At 32.5% G+C, this 18,664-nt stretch carries 9 protein-coding genes; 1 reads left to right on the top strand and 8 read right to left on the bottom strand.

Annotated features, from left to right (window positions below; translation table 11 throughout):
- The 8 genes from sov to ACW9UN_RS08180 all read right to left on the bottom strand — a co-directional run bounded on the left by sov (position 1) and on the right by ACW9UN_RS08180 (position 17,359).
- Entirely contained in the window at positions 1-7,221 is a 7,221-nt protein-coding gene (gene sov, locus ACW9UN_RS08215) for a T9SS outer membrane translocon Sov/SprA (protein WP_459485648.1), read from the bottom strand.
- 4 nt (positions 7,222-7,225) lie between these two features.
- Positions 7,226-7,807, bottom strand: a complete 582-nt coding sequence (ruvA, locus tag ACW9UN_RS08210) for a Holliday junction branch migration protein RuvA (RefSeq protein WP_459485645.1) — start codon at positions 7,805-7,807, stop codon at positions 7,226-7,228.
- Positions 7,808-7,833: 26 nt separating this feature from the next.
- Positions 7,834-10,113 carry an NADP-dependent malic enzyme gene (locus ACW9UN_RS08205; RefSeq protein WP_459485642.1) on the bottom strand — a complete coding sequence of 760 codons (2,280 nt, stop codon included), beginning with the start codon at positions 10,111-10,113 and terminating at the stop codon, positions 7,834-7,836.
- Positions 10,114-10,202: 89 nt separating this feature from the next.
- Positions 10,203-11,927 carry an alpha-amylase family protein gene (locus ACW9UN_RS08200; RefSeq protein WP_459485640.1) on the bottom strand — a complete coding sequence of 575 codons (1,725 nt, stop codon included), beginning with the start codon at positions 11,925-11,927 and terminating at the stop codon, positions 10,203-10,205.
- A 31-nt stretch (positions 11,928-11,958) separates the two neighbouring features.
- Complete coding sequence (locus tag ACW9UN_RS08195) at positions 11,959-12,897, bottom strand: carbohydrate kinase family protein (protein ID WP_459485638.1); 939 nt, start codon at positions 12,895-12,897, stop codon at positions 11,959-11,961.
- 52 nt (positions 12,898-12,949) lie between these two features.
- Positions 12,950-14,266, bottom strand: coding sequence for an MFS transporter (locus ACW9UN_RS08190; protein WP_459485637.1), 1,317 nt, complete (start codon positions 14,264-14,266; stop codon positions 12,950-12,952).
- A complete protein-coding gene (locus tag ACW9UN_RS08185) occupies positions 14,256-14,621 on the bottom strand; it encodes a glutaredoxin family protein (protein ID WP_459485635.1) in 366 nt (121 codons plus the stop codon). The genes ACW9UN_RS08190 and ACW9UN_RS08185 overlap by 11 nt, the downstream gene beginning before the upstream one ends.
- A gap of 113 nt (positions 14,622-14,734) precedes the next feature.
- A complete protein-coding gene (locus tag ACW9UN_RS08180; protein ID WP_459485633.1) occupies positions 14,735-17,359 on the bottom strand; it encodes a TonB-dependent receptor domain-containing protein in 2,625 nt (874 codons plus the stop codon).
- 183 nt (positions 17,360-17,542) lie between these two features.
- Between ACW9UN_RS08180 and ACW9UN_RS08175 the strand changes: the two genes are divergently transcribed.
- Positions 17,543-18,562 carry a LacI family DNA-binding transcriptional regulator gene (locus tag ACW9UN_RS08175; RefSeq protein ID WP_459485631.1) on the top strand — a complete coding sequence of 340 codons (1,020 nt, stop codon included), beginning with the start codon at positions 17,543-17,545 and terminating at the stop codon, positions 18,560-18,562.
- Positions 18,563-18,664 lie beyond the last annotated feature (102 nt).

The following is an 18,664-nucleotide window of genomic DNA, read 5'->3' as shown; positions in this document are numbered from 1 at the left end:
TTAGTTTCCTCCTAGATTGTAAATAATATTAATACCACCATTAATTGCCTGTCTTGGGAATGTGGTAGATATTGCAAATCTAGATGTTTGGTGATTATAATAAAAAGAGGCGGTTAAACTTCTACTTAAAATATAATCTGCCGTAAATTTAATAGAAAATAATCGTTGTCCACCACTAATTTGATTATTATCTTCATCTATATACCTAATTTGCGTTAAATTATCTCGTAATGAAACATCTGCCCTTAAATTGATATCACCTTTTAAGGTTGTTTTTTTACCCGTAAAACGGGTGTTCATTTTTACATTTTTAAATACATAACCTAGTCCAAAAATATATTCTGTTCCAGTAATATCTGTTAAAGTACTGTTGTTAAAATTCATGGTTAAGGTTCTGTCTCTTTTCACTTCTCCTCTAAAAGAGAAAGAGTTTTTCATTTTCATATCAACTTTAAGCAATGGCGAAAACTCGTCTACTAAAGTTGCACTTGCGATTAATCTTTGCGACTCGAAGTTGCCTGCAGCATTCGTTTCTGTGAATGCAGTGGCCTCGTTGTATTGCAAATTATTTGTAAAGTTAGAAATGGTATATGAAGATTTATAGCCATGAGAAACCACAAATGATGAAAAGTTTTTCTTAAACCATTGCATTTTCATAAATCCATTATATCGTAAAGTCCAATTAGGAATTGGTATATTTCTAAACAAGCCTGTATTTACTTTTGCAGGACTCTTACCAGAATATGCTGCCATAAAAGCCGGTAATAAAACTTGTTGGCTATTACCACCAAAACCTTTTACTGTACCATCGTCATTAATATTAGTGGGGTCGTTGGTGTCTATACCACTCTCTGATGCCAACCTTTGCGAAATTTCAACTCGTGCATCTTTCATGGTTTGAAACAGTGCATCACCATCTGTAAAAGCGGTAGCAAACATGGAGTGGCTTGTGCTAAAGTTACCTGTTTCAAAGGTGTCTATCGTATCGTCTAAAATACCATTTGGATTTGCTAAAGGATCTGGAGCAGTAATAACATCGAGTTGTTGCGATATGTCTTGTGTTTGAATTTTATTACCTCGCACATCAATATTTAAATCGTTAATTGGTTTTAAGGTAAAGTTGTAATCTAATTTGTTATAATGTGTTCTGCTATATCTTTTGTTAAAGTATTCTTCTGATGCTGCTCTTGGGTTTATTAACCAACCGTTTGTTAACGCTTTGTTTCTAATATCTACTTGACTACCAAAGGCAAATGCTGTTGGAGGGCCACCTAAGAAACCAACGCCCTGATCATAACCTTGTAAATATTGGCCATTATTTTCGGTATAACTAATTTTACCTTGTTTTACAGAAGTTAATAACCCCCAAGTAGTTTTTAAAATTTGTTTACCAATGGGTAATTTTTTCTTGGGTCTTATTCTAGATAAGTTTTTTCCTTTTGCATTTTTACGTTGTGTTTTGGTTAACAACAATCGTTCAAAACCGATACTTTTGTAAATCTTATCAAACGTAAAGGTGGTGTTTAAATTATGGGTATTGGCATTTTGAATTACATTACCAATTTGTGCTGCAATGGTTTTGTCTTGCGAAGATACTTGCCAATCAAAATCAGCTGTATATGCATAATCTGCTTTAATGAATTTTAAGAAAGGGAATTTGTTTAAAGGCAATTGATACGTTCCGTTTAACTTTTGGTGATATTGATTGGCTCTACCTGTATTAAAGAAATCATCAAAAATTTGCAATTCTTCTCCACTGCCAAAGGCATCATAAATGTAATTGTTGGTAGCGTTAAAGTTGAGTTGTAGCGATTTTGTTAAATCAAAACCAATGGTATAATCCCAATCAAATAAAAACCTGCGTTGAATTAGTTCTGGTTGTGGTGATAACCCCTCAATTAAATTTCTAGATTGTTGTTCGTTATAACTTCTATTGATTCTAGAATTGATGGCTAAAGTAGTGGGAACTGGATTAAAATTAAGGTCTTTTAAAAATTTCCAATACTTACTTCTAAATAAAGAATCGTTCTTTTTAAAAGGTTCAATAGGTTTAGCATCGAAATTAAAATTATACCCAGCAGAAGCCATTACATTTTCGTTGATAAACTTTTGAATGTTATAATCGCGTCGAAATTCGCGATTGTGTGAGTAGGAAACCGCTACATTTTCAATATCATAAAATTTAGGCTTTTTAGTAGTATTTGGGTTTCTGTTCTTTTTTACATTGATGAAACTAATGCTAGTTCGTTTTGTGTAATCTTGAGAATTATTGATGTTTTCTAGAGCCTGTTCTTTTTGTGGGCTATCAGTTTGACTTTCAAAGAACGATTTTACCTCACTAAATTCAACATCTTGATATTGACGATCAAATTTAGGATCAATAAACGTTTCACCAACACTATAACTCATTGGTATTTGAACGCCCCATTTTTGAGGGGTTAGTACTTTTCCTAAATTCACAGAAGTGTTGATGTCGTATTGTTTGGTTTCATCTAAGGTACGTTGCGCTACTCTATCTTCTACATTACCAAAACCAATGGTTTGCATGCTACCAGACAGTGAAACGTTGGCAACGTCAGCAAAATTGGCATCTGCATTTACCACAGCAGCCCAGCCAGCTTCGTTATCAAAATCAGACGAACGTAATTCGTTAAACCAAATTTCTCCACTTTTATTGCTAAGGCTAATATTTTTTAACCCTAAAACAATGGTTCTTAATTGCGCTAAAGTAGGGTTACCTTTTACAGTTACTTTATAAGGTAAATCTCCCTGATTTTGAGAAGTAAAAGGTTCGTTAATAGCTGCTCCTAAACCATCTCTTTCTAGCTTAACTTTACCTAATGTTTCTAAAAAGGCATTCAAGTTATTTTCTTCTGGCCAAATTTGCTCGGCTGTATTCCCATTTTCAGATACTTTTAAGGGCAGTTCTAATTCGTAATAGTTTTCATCTAAATCTGTTCCTAAACGAATAACTCCTGCAAATTCATTGTCTGCAGCAGGGGCTTCACCCTCTACACTTTGCAAGTGCATAAACATTTGTAAATTTTTAAAACGTCTTAAATCTACACTAATGTTTTTATAAATAGCTCTTGTTTTTCCAGGTTCAAGTTGGTTTACTTTTAGCGTTACAGATTGCTCATTTTGTAACTGAACTGTAGTTGTACCTTGTAAACGTTCTCGTTCAATACCTGGTGGAGTTTGATAGGTTCCATTATTTTGCTCAATACTAACCACACCAACCTCAAAACTTTCAAGTTCAGCTTGATTTAAATCTCTACTTGGGTCAATGTCTGGATCTATAGTTTTTAAGTAACGTCTCCAATCTCCTCTAACCAAATCTAACTCACCAAAACGAAGAACCACAGGCATTTTAAAGTTGGTTAAATACATTCTCACAAAACGAATGCTGTTAAAGTCAGAAATTCCGTTAATTGGAGTACCATTTCTGATTGGTACTCTAAATTGATACCAAGTGGTTTCTTGTGTGTTACCGTTTTCTAGAGTTACTGTGGTTGTTTTTTGATCTACAATAAAATTTTTACCTTTTTGTAAATCGTTTCTATTCATAGAAATTTTATACTCATAAAAACTTTCTACAGTATTCATGGTCTGATCTCTATTGATATCTTCTACATCTGGATAGGTTGTAGATGAAGTAGGGTAGGTTTCAGGAGATTGATTTAAGGTTGGTGAGTTGCCCTGTGTATTGTTAAAATTTTTATATCTTCTTACAATAGATGCATTAATAGCATCTAAATTACTGCCTCTAAAAAATTGAAAGTTATCAGAAGCAGGGTCATTAATAAGATAGTTAGGTAAAGTCTGCGGATCAACGCCTAAATTAGTGGCTAAATTGGCCAACTCTTCAGCATCTGTTAAACCATCAAAACCTAAATCTTGATTGTTTCTTGCATCATCTTCTTCACTAAATGCATAAATGATTGAAGGGTTTCTAGGCACATCTCCCCAAATTGTTCTATTTACATTTACATCGTTTACTTTTATACCATCTTCAGGTAAACCATTTTCAAACATTTTGCGGCTATCCTTTACAATATCTTCAGAAACATTTCCTAAATTGATGTATAAATCACCTACTTGATTAGATATATCATTTGGGTTTATACCTGCAGGTAAACCTTCTTCTGGTGTAATAGAATAATTTTGATAAGGATCCATCACCCAAAACTGAATGAATTCAACATTAGCTTGATCAAAATTATTGGTGTTTAATGGTCTCATAATTCCACCCCAATTTTCTTCAGGGTTTTTTAAAGTACCATCGTCATTCACATCATTGGCATCAATATTAAAATTGTAAGAACCTCTCTCTTCAGGAAAATATGCCAAGTCTAATGTTCTTAATAAGGTGTTTTGTGTGATGTCAAACTGTTGATTAGGAAACAATTCATTGTAATTTACTTGTCTTGTTTCTGCTCTAGAAAGTTCATCAGCATTAATACTAGCAGGTGTATCACCCAAACCATAGAAAATTTGGTCAATGCTATACCAAGCCAATTTTGCTCTTTTATCATTGTATGCTAAGCCATCTGCAGTACCATTAAAACGGTCTGTAATATCGTTATATTTTGGTGTACTTGCTTCGTACCAGTCTAAAGCAGATAATAAACTAATGGGTATTTGAGAAGCCTCAAAATCATCAATATAAGAAGTAGCTGCACCAGCCACATCAATTCCGCTGGGAGTTCCAGGCAATAAATAGGCCATATCCGCTCTTACTGAGATGTTAGAAGGCGCATCTGTATCTACAAATGGCAGTTTATTTGCCAGTTTGGTAAAATAAGGCACTTCTGTAGCATAATCAATATTTACCCCAAACATGGTGTTGTTTATAGGGTCTGAACCAAAATTTACCTTTGGCGTTAAAGGACGTTCCATTACGTTTAACACAGTTCCGCCCACTACAAAATCATCAGAAAATTTGTGCTCAATATCAACCCCCATAAAGGTTTTTCTTTGTTGATTAAAAACCGCGTTATTTTCTGTGGATACATTTATTGGTGTCCCTGAAGCTCGTAAACCAGGATCAATAATTTGTACTCTACCCAATTGATAATCTACTACGTAATCTACACCTTCTACCAACTGCCTACCACCAGCAGTAACTCTTACAGATCCTCTAGGCACATTAAACGCGCCAATAGGAATTCCGCCAGCACTTTCAGATTTAAAATATCCTTTTAAGAAGTATTTGTCTTTGTTTTGAAAATTGTTTTTAATGTTGATTTTGGTATTTAAATACAATTCATTAAAAATAAATTTATCATCTAAAGAGTTGGTTAAATCTTTTGCCAATCCACTTCCAAATGGTTCAGGATCAGGAAAAATAACATATCCGTTTTGAGAATTTACAGTAATACCTTCAACATAATCGAAAAAACCATCAGCGGTTCTAAATTGACTTTGATCTAGTTGATCTAAATCTAAAACTTGAATTAATGGAGTATTCGCGATATCTTGAGTAGCTGCATTTTGTAGCACATTAGATGCGATACCAGTATCATCATCTCTATACTGAATCTCAAAGCGAAAACCGTCTTGCGTTAGTGGAAAAGCGCCCAAAGCATACACGTTTTTCATCATTAAACGCCAAGTAGGAAAAGATTCATTTTCGCCAGTATTTGGGTTTTTACGCACAGTTTGTAAAATTTCTGAACGTAAAAGTTTTACAGCTAAGTTATTAGGGGCTTGTACACCATCATTAGAAAACTCACCAACTTTAAAAGATTTTTGGGTACTGCCATTTACAGTCCCAGCAACTGTATATTCGTATGCAACTGCTAAAACTTCTCCGTCATTTAACCTTCTGTTTAAAGAAATATAGCCCAATTGAGCGTTTAAACGATATTCGTTAGGGTTCAGTTTTCTAGCATTTTCTAAAATAGAATAGTCTGTTCCTGAAGACATAGAGAATTCTTGTCTTAATGTTGATTCAACAGAAGATACATCTCGAATGGAGTTTAAAATATTGTCTTGGTAAATGTTATTTGCATTATTATGAGGAAGATATAATGCCTCACCATTAGCATTTACCGTTATTGGATTGGTAGCGTTTTCAACCTCACCAGAGCTATTTACAAAATTGCTGTAAAAATTATTATCGGCATTTGGGGTATTGGTTTCACCAATATCAGCAAAGGCAACAATACTTCTAAAATCTTCGGTAGTTGCGTTTCTATTGGTAATCCAAACTTCTATTCTAGTTATATTTACCTGACTACTAATTAGTGGATATTGCTTTAATGAATTGGCATAATTATCGATAAAAAATTGCGATAAGAAAAAGTGCCTATCATTGTCATAATCTGTGGTTTGGAGTTCAAACTCTTCAATTGATGCGCCAGCTTCTGCCACAACAGTTTTACTTTCTGAATTTTGTTGAGAAAAAACAGCGGTTACATTGGTGTTGCCAAATTGTAATTTTGCTTTTACACCAAATAGACTTTGTGCACCGTTAATTAATGAGTTTTTAATAGGCATTGCCACGTTACCTGCTTCTATACCTTGTAAAATATCATCTTCGGTTGGGGTGTAATCTATTTTTACTAAATTTTGAAAATCGAAAGTAGATTGTGTATCGTAGTTTGCGCTAAATTCTAAACGCTCACCAACTTTTGCACGAAGGCTGGCATTAATTTGTTGGTCGAAATCAAAAACCAAACTGCTTCTATTATCTTCAGAAATTTGCGGGTTTTCGGTATTTTGATAGATAAAACCAAGTTTTAAGTTTAAATTTCCTGTTGGGGTTACCTTAATAGTGTTTCCTCCAAAAATAGATTCAAAAAATTTAGAGTTAACATAGTATTCAGGCAGTAGATCTCTTTGAGCGGCTTCTGCACCTTTCTTTTTACTGTTTGTTGCGCTTACTTTATCTTTAAAATACTGCAACATGTCTCGTTTTAAGCGATACTGTGCATATTCTCTTTGGGTTAAAAAAATAGGTGTTTTGGTATAATAATCGCCGATTTTTTCTAGGATTACATATTTATTTAAGGCTTTGTCAAAAATGACTTCTTTCTTTGCTAAATCATCTAAAAAGAGCCCACCTTTTTGTGTGTTTTTAAAGTCGTACCTTAATGTTAAGGTGTCTTTTTTAACCTTAGTAGAATCTTTTGTTTGTTGAGTTTGTGCGAATACAGATGAATTTACCAAAAAAGTAAATAAAACTAATAAAAGTATGTGTTTTAATAATCGAATCAATTGATTATAGGTTTTTTAAAGCTAGTTTTATGATTTTTTCTACAGTTGCGTCTGGGTTTTCTTTTAAAACAGCTGTTACAATTTTATCAGATTGTTTTCGCTGAAAGCCTAAAACTTCTAAAGCTGATAACGCTTCATCTTTATTCGTATTGTTTTTAGTTACAGAAACTTCGTCAATATCAAAAGTTTTTAGCACTTTATCTTTTAAATCTACAATAACTCTTTGTGCTGTTTTTGCGCCAATTCCTTTTACAGACTGGATGACTTTTACATTTTCTGAGGCAATTGCATTTTGAATTTCTTCGGATGTCATAGAAGAACACATGGTTCTAGCAATACTTGGCCCTACACCAGAAACAGAAATTAGTAATTTAAAAATTTCTCTTTCTGTTTTATTGATGAATCCAAAAAGCGTATGAGCATCTTCTCTGATAGCTAAATGAGTGTATAAAACCACGTTTTCATCTGCAGGTAAACTAGAAAAAGTGTGTAAAGAAATATGTAGTAAATATCCAACACCATTACAATCAACAACTACTTCTGTTGGCTTTTTTTCAACGAGCCTTCCTCTAATTTGTGTAATCATAAAATATTATTAACGCCCCAAAAGTACTATTTTTTATTCTTTTCTCTTTGTTGCGCATCAACAGCTGCTAATGCTGCCATATTAACCATTTCATCAACACTTGCCCCTAATTGTAAAACATGTACAGCTTTGCTTAATCCTAAAATAACTGGGCCAATAGATTCTGCTTTATCAACTTGTTTTAATAATTTATAGGTAATGTTTGCAGACTCTAAATTTGGAAAAATTAATACGTTTACATTTTTACCATTTAGTTTAGAAAACGGAAATTTTTTTGCTAACATTTCTGGATTTAATGCAAAATCGGCTTGAATTTCTCCATCTACCACAGCATCCGGAAAATGACGATGAATGTATGAAATTGCTTCTCTGATTTTTTTAGAGGTTTCTGTATTAGACGATCCAAAATTAGAAAACGAAAGCATGGCTACATGAGGTTTCATTCCAAACATTTTGGCGAGTTTAGAAGTCATCTGAGATATTTTAACCAAGTCTTTAGCAGTTGGGTTGATGTTTATAGTGGTGTCTGCCAAGAAAATTGGACCTTGTTGTGTTAGCATTAAATTACATGCTGCAATTTTAGAAATGCCTTTGTCTTTATCAATCAATTCTAAAATAGGTTTTACAACTGTAGGATAAGGTCTGGAGTAGCCCGTAATTAGTGCGTCAGCTTCGTTTTCATTTACCATCATGGCACCAAAGTAGTTGCGCTCCCTCATTAATTTTTTTGCCTCTGTAAGCGTTTTTCCTTTACGTTGCCTTTTTACCCAATAGGCTTCACCAAAACGATGTCTTCTTTCTCTTTCTTCATCTGTTTTTGGGTCAAAAATGGGCACATCATCTGTAAAACCTATTTCATCTTTTAGGGCTAAAATCAGTTCTTTTCTTCCTAATAAAATTGGGTGTCCTAATTTTTCTTCATGAACTCTCTGAGCCGCCTTTAACACATCTAAATGATCTGCCTCTGCAAACACAATTCTTTTTTTATTGCTTTTAGCTCTGTTATGAATTAATCGAATTTCTTTGCTACCAGAACCCGAGCGTTCCATTAATTCTTCTCGGTATTTGTTCCAGTCTGTAATAGGCTCTAATGCTACCCCAGAATCCATTGCAGCTTTTGCAATAGCTGGTGGAATTTCGTAAATTAATCTAGGATCAAAAGGTTTAGGAATAATATATTCTTCGCCAAAAGTTAAACTCACTTCGTCATAAACAATGTTTACCTGTTCAGGAACAGATTTTTTAGCTAAATCTGCCAAGGCATGTACAGCTGCCAATTTCATTTCTTCATTAATTTTGGTAGCTCTAACATCTAGAGCACCTCTAAAAATAAAAGGAAAACCAAGTACATTGTTTACTTGGTTAGGATGATCTGACCTACCAGTAGCCATAATAATATCTTTTCTTGTGGCAACAGCCAAATCGTAATCTATTTCTGGCACAGGATTTGCCATGGCAAAAACAATAGGGTTTTTAGCCATAGAAAGTAGCATTTTTGGAGTAACTACATTACCCATAGATAAACCAATAAAAACATCTGTATTTTGCATGGCATCTTCTAAGGTGTTGATGTTTTTATCTGTTGCAAACTCTGCTTTTTGTGAGGTTAGATGCTCTCTATCTTTTCTAATAACCCCTTTGCTATCGCACATTATAATATTTTCTTTTTTAGCACCTAACTCTACATACAAGCGAGTGCAAGAAATTGCTGCAGCACCTGCACCATTTACTACAAAGGTTACTTCTGCAATATTTTTTCTTGTAATTTCTATAGCGTTTTTTAAAGCAGCTGCAGAGATGATTGCTGTACCATGTTGGTCATCATGCATTACAGGAATATCAAGTTCTTCCTTTAAGCGTCTTTCAATTTCAAAAGCTTCGGGAGCTTTGATATCTTCTAAATTAATGCCACCAAAAGTGGGTGCAATTGCTTTTACGGTTTCTACAAATTTATCTACATCTGTAGCATCTACTTCGATATCAAAAACATCAATATCCGCAAAAATTTTAAACAATAAGCCTTTTCCTTCCATTACTGGTTTAGAGGCTTCTGGGCCAATATCACCTAAACCTAACACAGCAGTTCCGTTAGAAATTACTGCAACTAAATTTCCTTTAGAGGTGTATTTATATACATTATTAACATCTTTTTTAATTTCTAAGCAAGGTTCTGCAACACCTGGTGAATAGGCCAATGCTAAATCGTGTTGAGTAGCATATTTTTTAGAAGGTACAACCTTTATTTTACCTGGTTTTGGTTTTGCATGATACAGTAAAGCCTCGTGTCTTTTTCTTGAATTGCTCATTCTTATTTAGCTTATATTAAGTTGTTCACAAATATAGGCTTTTCATGTAAAGAGCAAATAATTATTCTTTTCTTTTAAAGAAAATCGGTTTAAAAGGTTAAAGTTTTTATTGTACCATTTTCTGAAAAGTTTACGGTAAAACCAAAGGTGTTAAGATTTGCTTTTAGTTCTGCAAAAGCACTGTTATGTTGCCAACTGATATGCAGTTGATTTTCTGGGCAATCATGAAATGTAATTTTACCTGAAAACGCTTCTAAGGTATTTCTTAACTGCATTAATTGAAGTTGATGTAAAACAATTTCTGTTTTTAAACCTGCTTCTATATCTTGCATAGATAAGTTGGTTCTATTAATTTCTTTGTGAGCTCCTGCGCCACCTTTATCTGCAGCAGCATAATTATTTTTACCAGTAAATACATCTAAATACCAAATTTGTGGAATACCTGGCATAAATAATTGAATAGCTCTGGCAAGTAAAAACTTTTGTTCATTTTCACCTAAAGCACTAAAAAAGGTTGCATTAATTTGATAGTAAGAGATTTTGTTTCCTGCAGGATCGTATAAATTTTTAACTCTTCCTCCTCGTTCTATAATGGTATTCATTATAAATTCAATCTCAGCATCTTCTAATAAACCTTTGTTGTAACTGCCATTAACTTCTTTGCCTTTTAAATCTAAAACAGGTATACCATCATGGCAACCCAGCATATTTACTGTTTTATAGTTTTTTGCAACAATTTCTTTCGCCCAATGTAAAATGGCTTTATTGCTTGCTTTTTCTAAGGTATGAATCATTAACCCTGGTAAGAAAAAGTCGTAAATTTGATAGCCTTCTTTTGCTACTTCATCGTGTAAATGTAGGCCATATTCTGCGTGAATTTCTGGCAATAGTGTTAAGTTGTTTTTATCTGCAATTTGTTTAATTCTTTCTAAATATTGCCAAGTACCAGGTTTGTTAAAAAAATTAGTTTGCCCAATTTCTTTATGCAGATAGGCAAAAGCATCTAATCTTAAAATAGAACATCCAAAGCTTTTTACTTTTGCTAGGGTTTCTTTGTAAAAATCCCAAACCAATTCAGATTTGGCATTTACATCCATCTGACCTAGATAAGTTGCTTTACGGGCAACTAATAACAATACTTCTTCTTTATACTCATTAAGGTCTTCAAAGTTTATAGTAGATAGATTTTCATTTTTAAGAATAGCTGAATTGATTTTATTACAAACCAATTCAGCATTTTCTGAAAGTTGGGGGATAACTTCAATGATATCTTTTTCTGTAATTTTATTGTATTTGATTTTTTGATAAAAAGTATTCCAATATGGTTTTACTGTACCATCTGGAAAAGGAACTTTTAAAATTGGAAGTCCTGATTTTCTCATAAATAATTTATTGAGAAATTCTTCTTTTGGAATAACGATATCATCATCATTAACCTCGCCATTACCTTTCCAAAACTCATTCCAGTTGATAAAAAAATCTTTGAATTTAGAATTTTTTCCGTTTTTTAAAAGATCTTTAAATTGAGGAGAAGCTACAGAAAGATGATTTAAAACAATGTCAAATTTTAGATCGATATTTAATTCTTTTAGAGCTATTAAATCTTCTTTAGAAACTAATTCTTTATTGATGTTATAATCAATAATAGAAAAACCTCTATCTAAATCACTATTAAAAAAAGTAGGTAGCACATAAAATAAAGAAAAAACATCTTTAAATTCTGGCTTTTGCAACATTTTAATCGTGTCACTTAATTTATGACCAATGCTATCTGGGTATGCATTTAACATTACACCATTTGAGATACTCTTCATTTTTTCTTGATTCATAATTTGTTAAATAAAATTATAAGAGTTTTGATAAAATATTGATATTATCTGGTAATCTACCTACATTTTGTAGTTTTAATGCTGCTAATTTTAATGCAATTTGTAAGCATTCTTCGATGGTTTTTTCTTTCATATATGCAAATAAAAAACCAGACCAAAAAGCATCTCCAGCTCCTGTTGTATCCATTACCTTTTCTATTTTTATAGCGGGTAATTGAATCATGTTTTTTCCTTTTTGAGAAAGTTTTACACCTTCACTTCCAAGTGTAAGGCAAACAGTTTCTACCCCTAAATTGTGAAAGAACTCAAAAATTTCTTCATGAGGAAGTTGTTTTTCGAAAAGACGTAACATATCATCTTCACTAATTTTAATTAAAGGGTTTAAACTGCAATAGGTTTTAATAACATCTAGTGCTTCTTGCTTGCTAGACCAAAGTTTTTTAGCATAATTAATATCAATACTTAATGTGCAACCATTTTTAACGGCTTCTTTTGCTTTTTTAAGAATTGTGGTTTGAGCTGGGTTTTTGCTTAATGCAAAGCAAGTTGTGTGAAATATTTTTGTTTTTGATAACATTTCAGCAGTAATTTGATCTTCTGAAATGTGATAATCTGCATTTCTGTAAGGCATAAAATCTGGTGTGCCATTAGAACGAGATACAAAAATTACGCTCGTAGAATTATTTTCTGATTTTTTTAAATGGTTTGTGTTTACTTTTACTTCATTTAATCTTTTAAAAATGTACTCTCCAAAACCATCATTTCCAACAGCAGAAATCATATAAGGATTTAATCCTAATCTTGCTGAATTCATGGCAACATTGGCAGGAGATCCTCCTAAATAGCGATGGTAATCTCTTGTTTCGTTGATGAGTACATTATTTTGATGGCCTATAAAATCGATTAAGACTTCGCCAACGCATAAAATATCTATGTTTTTATTACTGTTTTTCAAAATTAATTTCTTTATCAGTTATTTCTTTTTGGATGCAAATTGCATCTTAAATTTAATCTGCAATTGATTTTGGTTCTTTAAGTCTAAGTGCTAAAAAACCAGAAATTATAAAAAAGGCACCTCCTAGTAAAATGGCATTTATTGCACTATTATTTAAAAGGTTTTTTACAATTGGCCCAAAAGTTAATGTTTGAATTCCCATTGGAATTACAATCATCATATTTAAAATACCCATGTATACACCACGTCTTTCTTGAGGTACAATTTTAGATACCATAGAATACGGAATACCCATCATTGCTGCCCAACCAATACCAAATAAAATCATAGGTAAAATAACTAATGTTGGGTCTTGAATATTGGGTATGCTTAACATGGCAATACCTGTTAAAAAGAGGCTAATTACATACACCTTTTTACCACCCCATTTTAGAGCAAAAGGCACTAATGCCAAAGCAAAAACAATGGTAGAAATATTATAGGTTGTATTCATTTTTGCGGCCTGACTTAATGCTTCTGATTTATTAAAACCCATACTTTCTTCGAACATTGGCGAAATAAATTGCCAATAAATAAATAGGGCATACCATTGAAAAAGATAGACTCCTGCTAACTTCCACATAAATTTTGGCATGTCTTTTATAGCGCCAACTATTTCTTTAAAAGGCGTTTTTACTCTATCTATAAAAGATAGTTTGTTGTGTTGTTCTATTTCTTTTAATTCTTCTTCTGATGGAGGTATTTCTGGAGTTTTTACTACCGACCAAAGTATGGTTGCAATAGATAAAATTGCCCCTATAAAAAAGGAGTAATACAACCATCTAGGAATTGCTTTTACAGTTTCATCTACATTTTCTGCGCCACCAAATTGATCTTGAAAAATAAATATAGATGCGTTTGCCAACACAATACCTGCACCAACAAATAAACTTTGCATTTGATAACCAAAACTTAATTGTTTATTTGGTAGTTTATCTCCAACAAAGGCTCTATAGGGTTCCATTGCCATATTGTTACCAACATCTAAGATCCACAGTAAACCTACAGCGAACCATAAAGAAGGGCTGTATGGAAATGCGAATAAACACAAACTACCAATTAAAGCTCCTATTAAGAAAAATGGTTTTCTTCTTCCAAAACGTGGAGACCAAGTTTTGTCTGAAATTGCGCCTATAATTGGTTGAATAATTAAACCTGTTACTGGACCTGCCAAGTTGAGTAGTGGCAAATCTTCGTGATTTGCTCCTAAAAAAGAGAAGATTGGATTTACCGCAGTTTGTTGTAAACCAAAGCTAAATTGAATGCCTAAGAAACCAACATTCATGTTAAATATTTGCCAGAAACTTAATGTGGGTTTTTTAATTTTCATTTTCTTCAATTTTTTTACCTAATACGATTAGAAATTCTTTAAGATTACCTTTGTTTAAAAATACATCTCCTTTATTGTCTATTACAGGCAAACTTAGAGTGTAAATAGGAATGTTAGCTTTTTGTAGTTTTACTAACATTTCTTGCTCTTTTACTTTATTTACATCGATGTCATAATACGTGAATTTGATATTTTTTTCTTTTAAAAAAGCTTTAGTATCTAAACAACTATGGCAACTATCACTACCATACACAATCATTTTTTCTTTTTCTGATTCTTTTTTTTGATGCACCACTTCTTGAGCAATATTTTGAAGAGAACTAAGTAAAAGGATGGTAATGATGAAATATTTCATTTTAAAATAAGATTTATTAGGTTTAGTTTTTTAAAGTTTTAAAAACAGAGCCAATAAATATTTCATTGGCTCTATTTCTCATTCAAAATCAATAATAAAAAACTACTTGTTACTTAAAAACTATATTGCAATGTCATTGTTGTAGAACGACCAGAAATTGTTCTTGCAGCAGCTAAACCAGCAGCAATGTTTCCATTTCCTTCTACTTCAGTAACACCAATGGTATCGAATAAATTGTTTGCGTTTACACTTAAAGATAATCCTTTTGTTAAGCTAACTTTTGCTACAGCATTAATGTAAGCGTAACCTGGCATTACAAGGTCGTTATCATCTTGAGCAAACGATTTAGATGTACCTAAAACTGTAATTCCTAAAAGGTGTTGTTTTTCAGATCCAAAAGCATAAGAAGGAGCAAAGTTATATACAAAGTCTGCTTGTCTTCTTGGTTTGTTACCTTTATTAGCGCCACCATCAATCTCTGCTTTTGTATAAGTAACAGATCCATTTATGCTAAAATCTCCAAACCCTAAAGCAGATTCTACCTCTAAACCTAATGCTTTAAAAGGGTTTCCTACAGTTCTGTTTAACTCGTTACTAATACCTTCATCTGTGTTACTAACAAAACCTGTAACATTTAAAACACCATTCTCTAATCTCTTTTTTAAACCAACTTCAAGTTGCGAGATTTCATCAAACTGTACATCAGCTAAGCCGTCTGAACCATAAGTATTTCTGTCTGCAGCTCTACCAGATGCACCTTTACTATATCTACCAAAAACAGCTGCTCCGTCATTAATTTTATAATTTAAACCTGCAGAATAAGAAACAAAATTATAATCATCGCTAATTGCTTGTCCTGGATTACCTGCTATTGTAGGTATTGTAGATTCAAAAGGGCTAATCACTCCATCACTGTTATAGTCAAAACCAATTAAATTTCCGTTTGCATCTAAATTACTTAATTGTCCTGAGTTTATTGAACCGTTTACATTTACGTTTTCGAAACGTACACTTCCATCAAAATTTAATTTTTCAGAAATTTCTGCATCAACACCTACATAAGGAGAATTTACATTGTGTACAGTATTGTATTTTCTTTGGCAACAGTTACCCCAAACAGGTTGACCATAAGAGTAAGCTCCACCTTCAGAGAAACCTTCAAAAACACCTAATCTAGCTTGACCATCTCCTGCTACTTCAGAAATTGCAGAACTCCATTGCCAACCAATTTTAGTGTTTTGTGTTGCAGAGAACATACCTACTGTAAGACCAATATTATCATTTAAAGCTTTTGTTACTTTAATATCGCTAAAAAAGTTACTTAAATCTTCGATAGTTACATCAAAATATCTAATATCTTGAGCCAATCCATTTGCTGGATTAAAAGGTGTACCGTCTTCAAAAGTTAAAGCACCAGTTGCTCCAGAAGCTCCTCTTACTAAAGCCTCAATATCTGCTACTGTACCTACGTTTGCAGTAAATGGAGCATTCCATTGACCAGAATTGTTAGAGTATCTTGCTTTTCCATTTACTTTCCAGTCATCTCCTAAATCAAAAGAAAACTCTGCACCAACAGAAGCACTAACAGGGTTGTTACCACTTCTCATATCATTTTGTGTAGGATTACCATCATAAACACTGTATGTATTTTGCATGTTTACAGAATGAGGACTATCTGAAGTTATGTCAAAACCAGGTAGATTACCAAAAGTTGGATCAGCATTTGTACCTGTTAACGCTACTGGCATAGGCATGTACATTACAGATCTGTCGTTTAAATATTTGAAGTATGTACGTACATAACCATTTTTAAATTCTTTAGTTATGTTTGCTTTTAGCTGACCACCTTTATTACCTTGGTAACCAATGTCTCTGGGTCCTTCTCCAACTCTCATAAAACCACCAATGTGATAATATAATCCATCTCCAATTGGAGTACCATATTCAAAATCTAATCTACTAGTTTGAAAATCTAAACCATACGTTGCACCAATTGTACCACCTTCTTTTCTACCAGTTTTGCTAATCATGTTAATAATACCTGCTGGACCATTAGAAGTTTGCGTAGACGCAGAACCCCCTCTAATAGCTTCTACTCTTCCGATATTAGAATCTATACGTAAAAAGTTATCGGCATTACCAAAAGAAGTATCACCAAATAACATTAACGGAAGTCCGTCTTCTTGCAATTGTAAATATCTAGAACCACCAGAAGAAACTGGTACACCACGTACGTTAAAATTTGCATTACCTTCACCACCAGAAGATTCTGCACGTATACCAGGAATACTTCTAAAAAGTTCACCCGCAGATCTTGGCGATGCTTGCGCAATTTGTTTAACTCCTACTGTAGAAACAGAAACACTCGACTCTATTTTAGATTTAGGATTTACAACTCCTGTAACAATAATTTCATCTAATGATTGAGCGTTTTCTTTAATGATAATATCTAGTTTTAGATTACCATTCACTGTAATTTCTTTTGTAAAATTGTCATAACCAATATAGGACGCTATAATTGTATAGTTTCCATTAGTTACGTTTGTAATTTCGTAATTACCATCAAAATCAGTGTTGGCACCTTTTGTGGTTCCTTTTAAAAGGATGTTTACACCAGGAATGAGGTTGCCACTGTCATCTTTTACAGTACCAGAAATTGTTGACTGCGCAACAAAAACTGTTGATGTTAGCATAAACATCATTAAAAGCAATTTTTTAAAGCTTAATTGTTTTTTCATTTTAGTATTAATTTAGTAAAAAAGTTAATTATTTTTTGTCAAATGTATTTTTATTCGCTTATTAATTATCAAATAAATAAATCGAAAACGTTTTCGATTTACCGAAAACGTTTTCGGTAAAGATAATTTACTATATTTATAGGGTAAAAAAGCAATGTTTAATTTGTACAAAAATAAGATAGTTTGGTAACATTAAAACAAATAGCAGAAGAGTTGGGTATTTCTATAACCACAGTATCTAAAGCCTTAAAAGAATACCCTGATGTTAGTAAAAAAACTAGAAAACTAGTTCGAGAAACGGCTGCTATGTTAAATTATAAGCCCAACTCGTTTGCTGTAAATTTAAGAACTAAAGAATCTAAAACTATTGGTTTAATAATTCCGGAGATTGTACATCATTTTTTTTCGAGTGTTATTAAAGGTATTATTTCTCAAGCAGAAAAAAAAGGGTATTTGGTAATTACTTTACAATCTAATGAATCTTTTGAACTCGAAAAAAAGCAATTGGATTTATTATTAAGTAAAAGGGTAGATGGCATTTTAATTTCTTTAGCCAATAGTACTGCAGATTATAAACATTTAAAGGAAATTATTGAGCAACAAACACCTTTAGTGATGTTTGATAAAATAGCAAAATTGGTAAAATGCTCTAAAGTGATTATTGACGATAGAAAAGCAGCTTATAAAGCAACAGAATACTTAATACAAATAGGTTGTAAAAGAATTGCTCATTTTAGAGGACCTTTATTGCCACAAAACTCTATTGACAGATTTCTTGGATACAAACAAGCTTTGTTAGATAACAATATTACTTATGATGCCTCATTAGTGTATACGAATGATTGTGGTGATATGAGTTTTGAAGAAGGTAAAAATAATGCACGTCAGTTACTTAAAGAACATAACGATGTAGATGGTATTTTTATCAATACAGATTTAGTAGCCATTGGTGCTATGACAGAATTTATAAAAAACGGCATTAAAGTGCCAGAAGATATCAGTGTTGTAGGTTTTAGTAATTGGTTTATGTCTTCAGTAATATCACCAACTTTAACCACAATAAATCAGCCAGGTTTTGAAATGGGAAAAAAAGCCTTTAAAACTTTATACAAAGAGATAAAAGCTAAAAAAAAGAATAAAAAAACTGCATTTAAAGAAATAGTTTTAGAAACAGATTTAATTGTTAGAAATTCTACAAGGTAATTTTAAATAACCTGTGAAATCGTAGTTGTTACATATTTTGAATTCGTAAATAATTGTAAGATGTTTAACAATTTTTAAAGGTATGATTGTAACATATACTTT

This window comes from Polaribacter litoreus (assembly GCF_054584775.1).
Note: the sequence above shows the minus strand (reverse complement) of the source record. Positions and strands in the feature narration are given on the sequence as shown.

What these genes read in the sequence shown, in the direction of transcription:
- ACW9UN_RS08190 (WP_459485637.1), bottom strand. Translation starts at nt 14,266, where the DNA reads ATGAAAATTAAAAAACCCACATTAAGTTTCTGGCAAATATTTAACATG.
- ACW9UN_RS08180 (WP_459485633.1), bottom strand. Translation starts at nt 17,359, where the DNA reads ATGAAAAAACAATTAAGCTTTAAAAAATTGCTTTTAATGATGTTTATG.
- ACW9UN_RS08185 (WP_459485635.1), bottom strand. Translation starts at nt 14,621, where the DNA reads ATGAAATATTTCATCATTACCATCCTTTTACTTAGTTCTCTTCAAAAT.
- ACW9UN_RS08205 (WP_459485642.1), bottom strand. Translation starts at nt 10,113, where the DNA reads ATGAGCAATTCAAGAAAAAGACACGAGGCTTTACTGTATCATGCAAAA.
- ruvA (WP_459485645.1), bottom strand. Translation starts at nt 7,807, where the DNA reads ATGATTACACAAATTAGAGGAAGGCTCGTTGAAAAAAAGCCAACAGAA.
- ACW9UN_RS08200 (WP_459485640.1), bottom strand. Translation starts at nt 11,927, where the DNA reads ATGAAGAGTATCTCAAATGGTGTAATGTTAAATGCATACCCAGATAGC.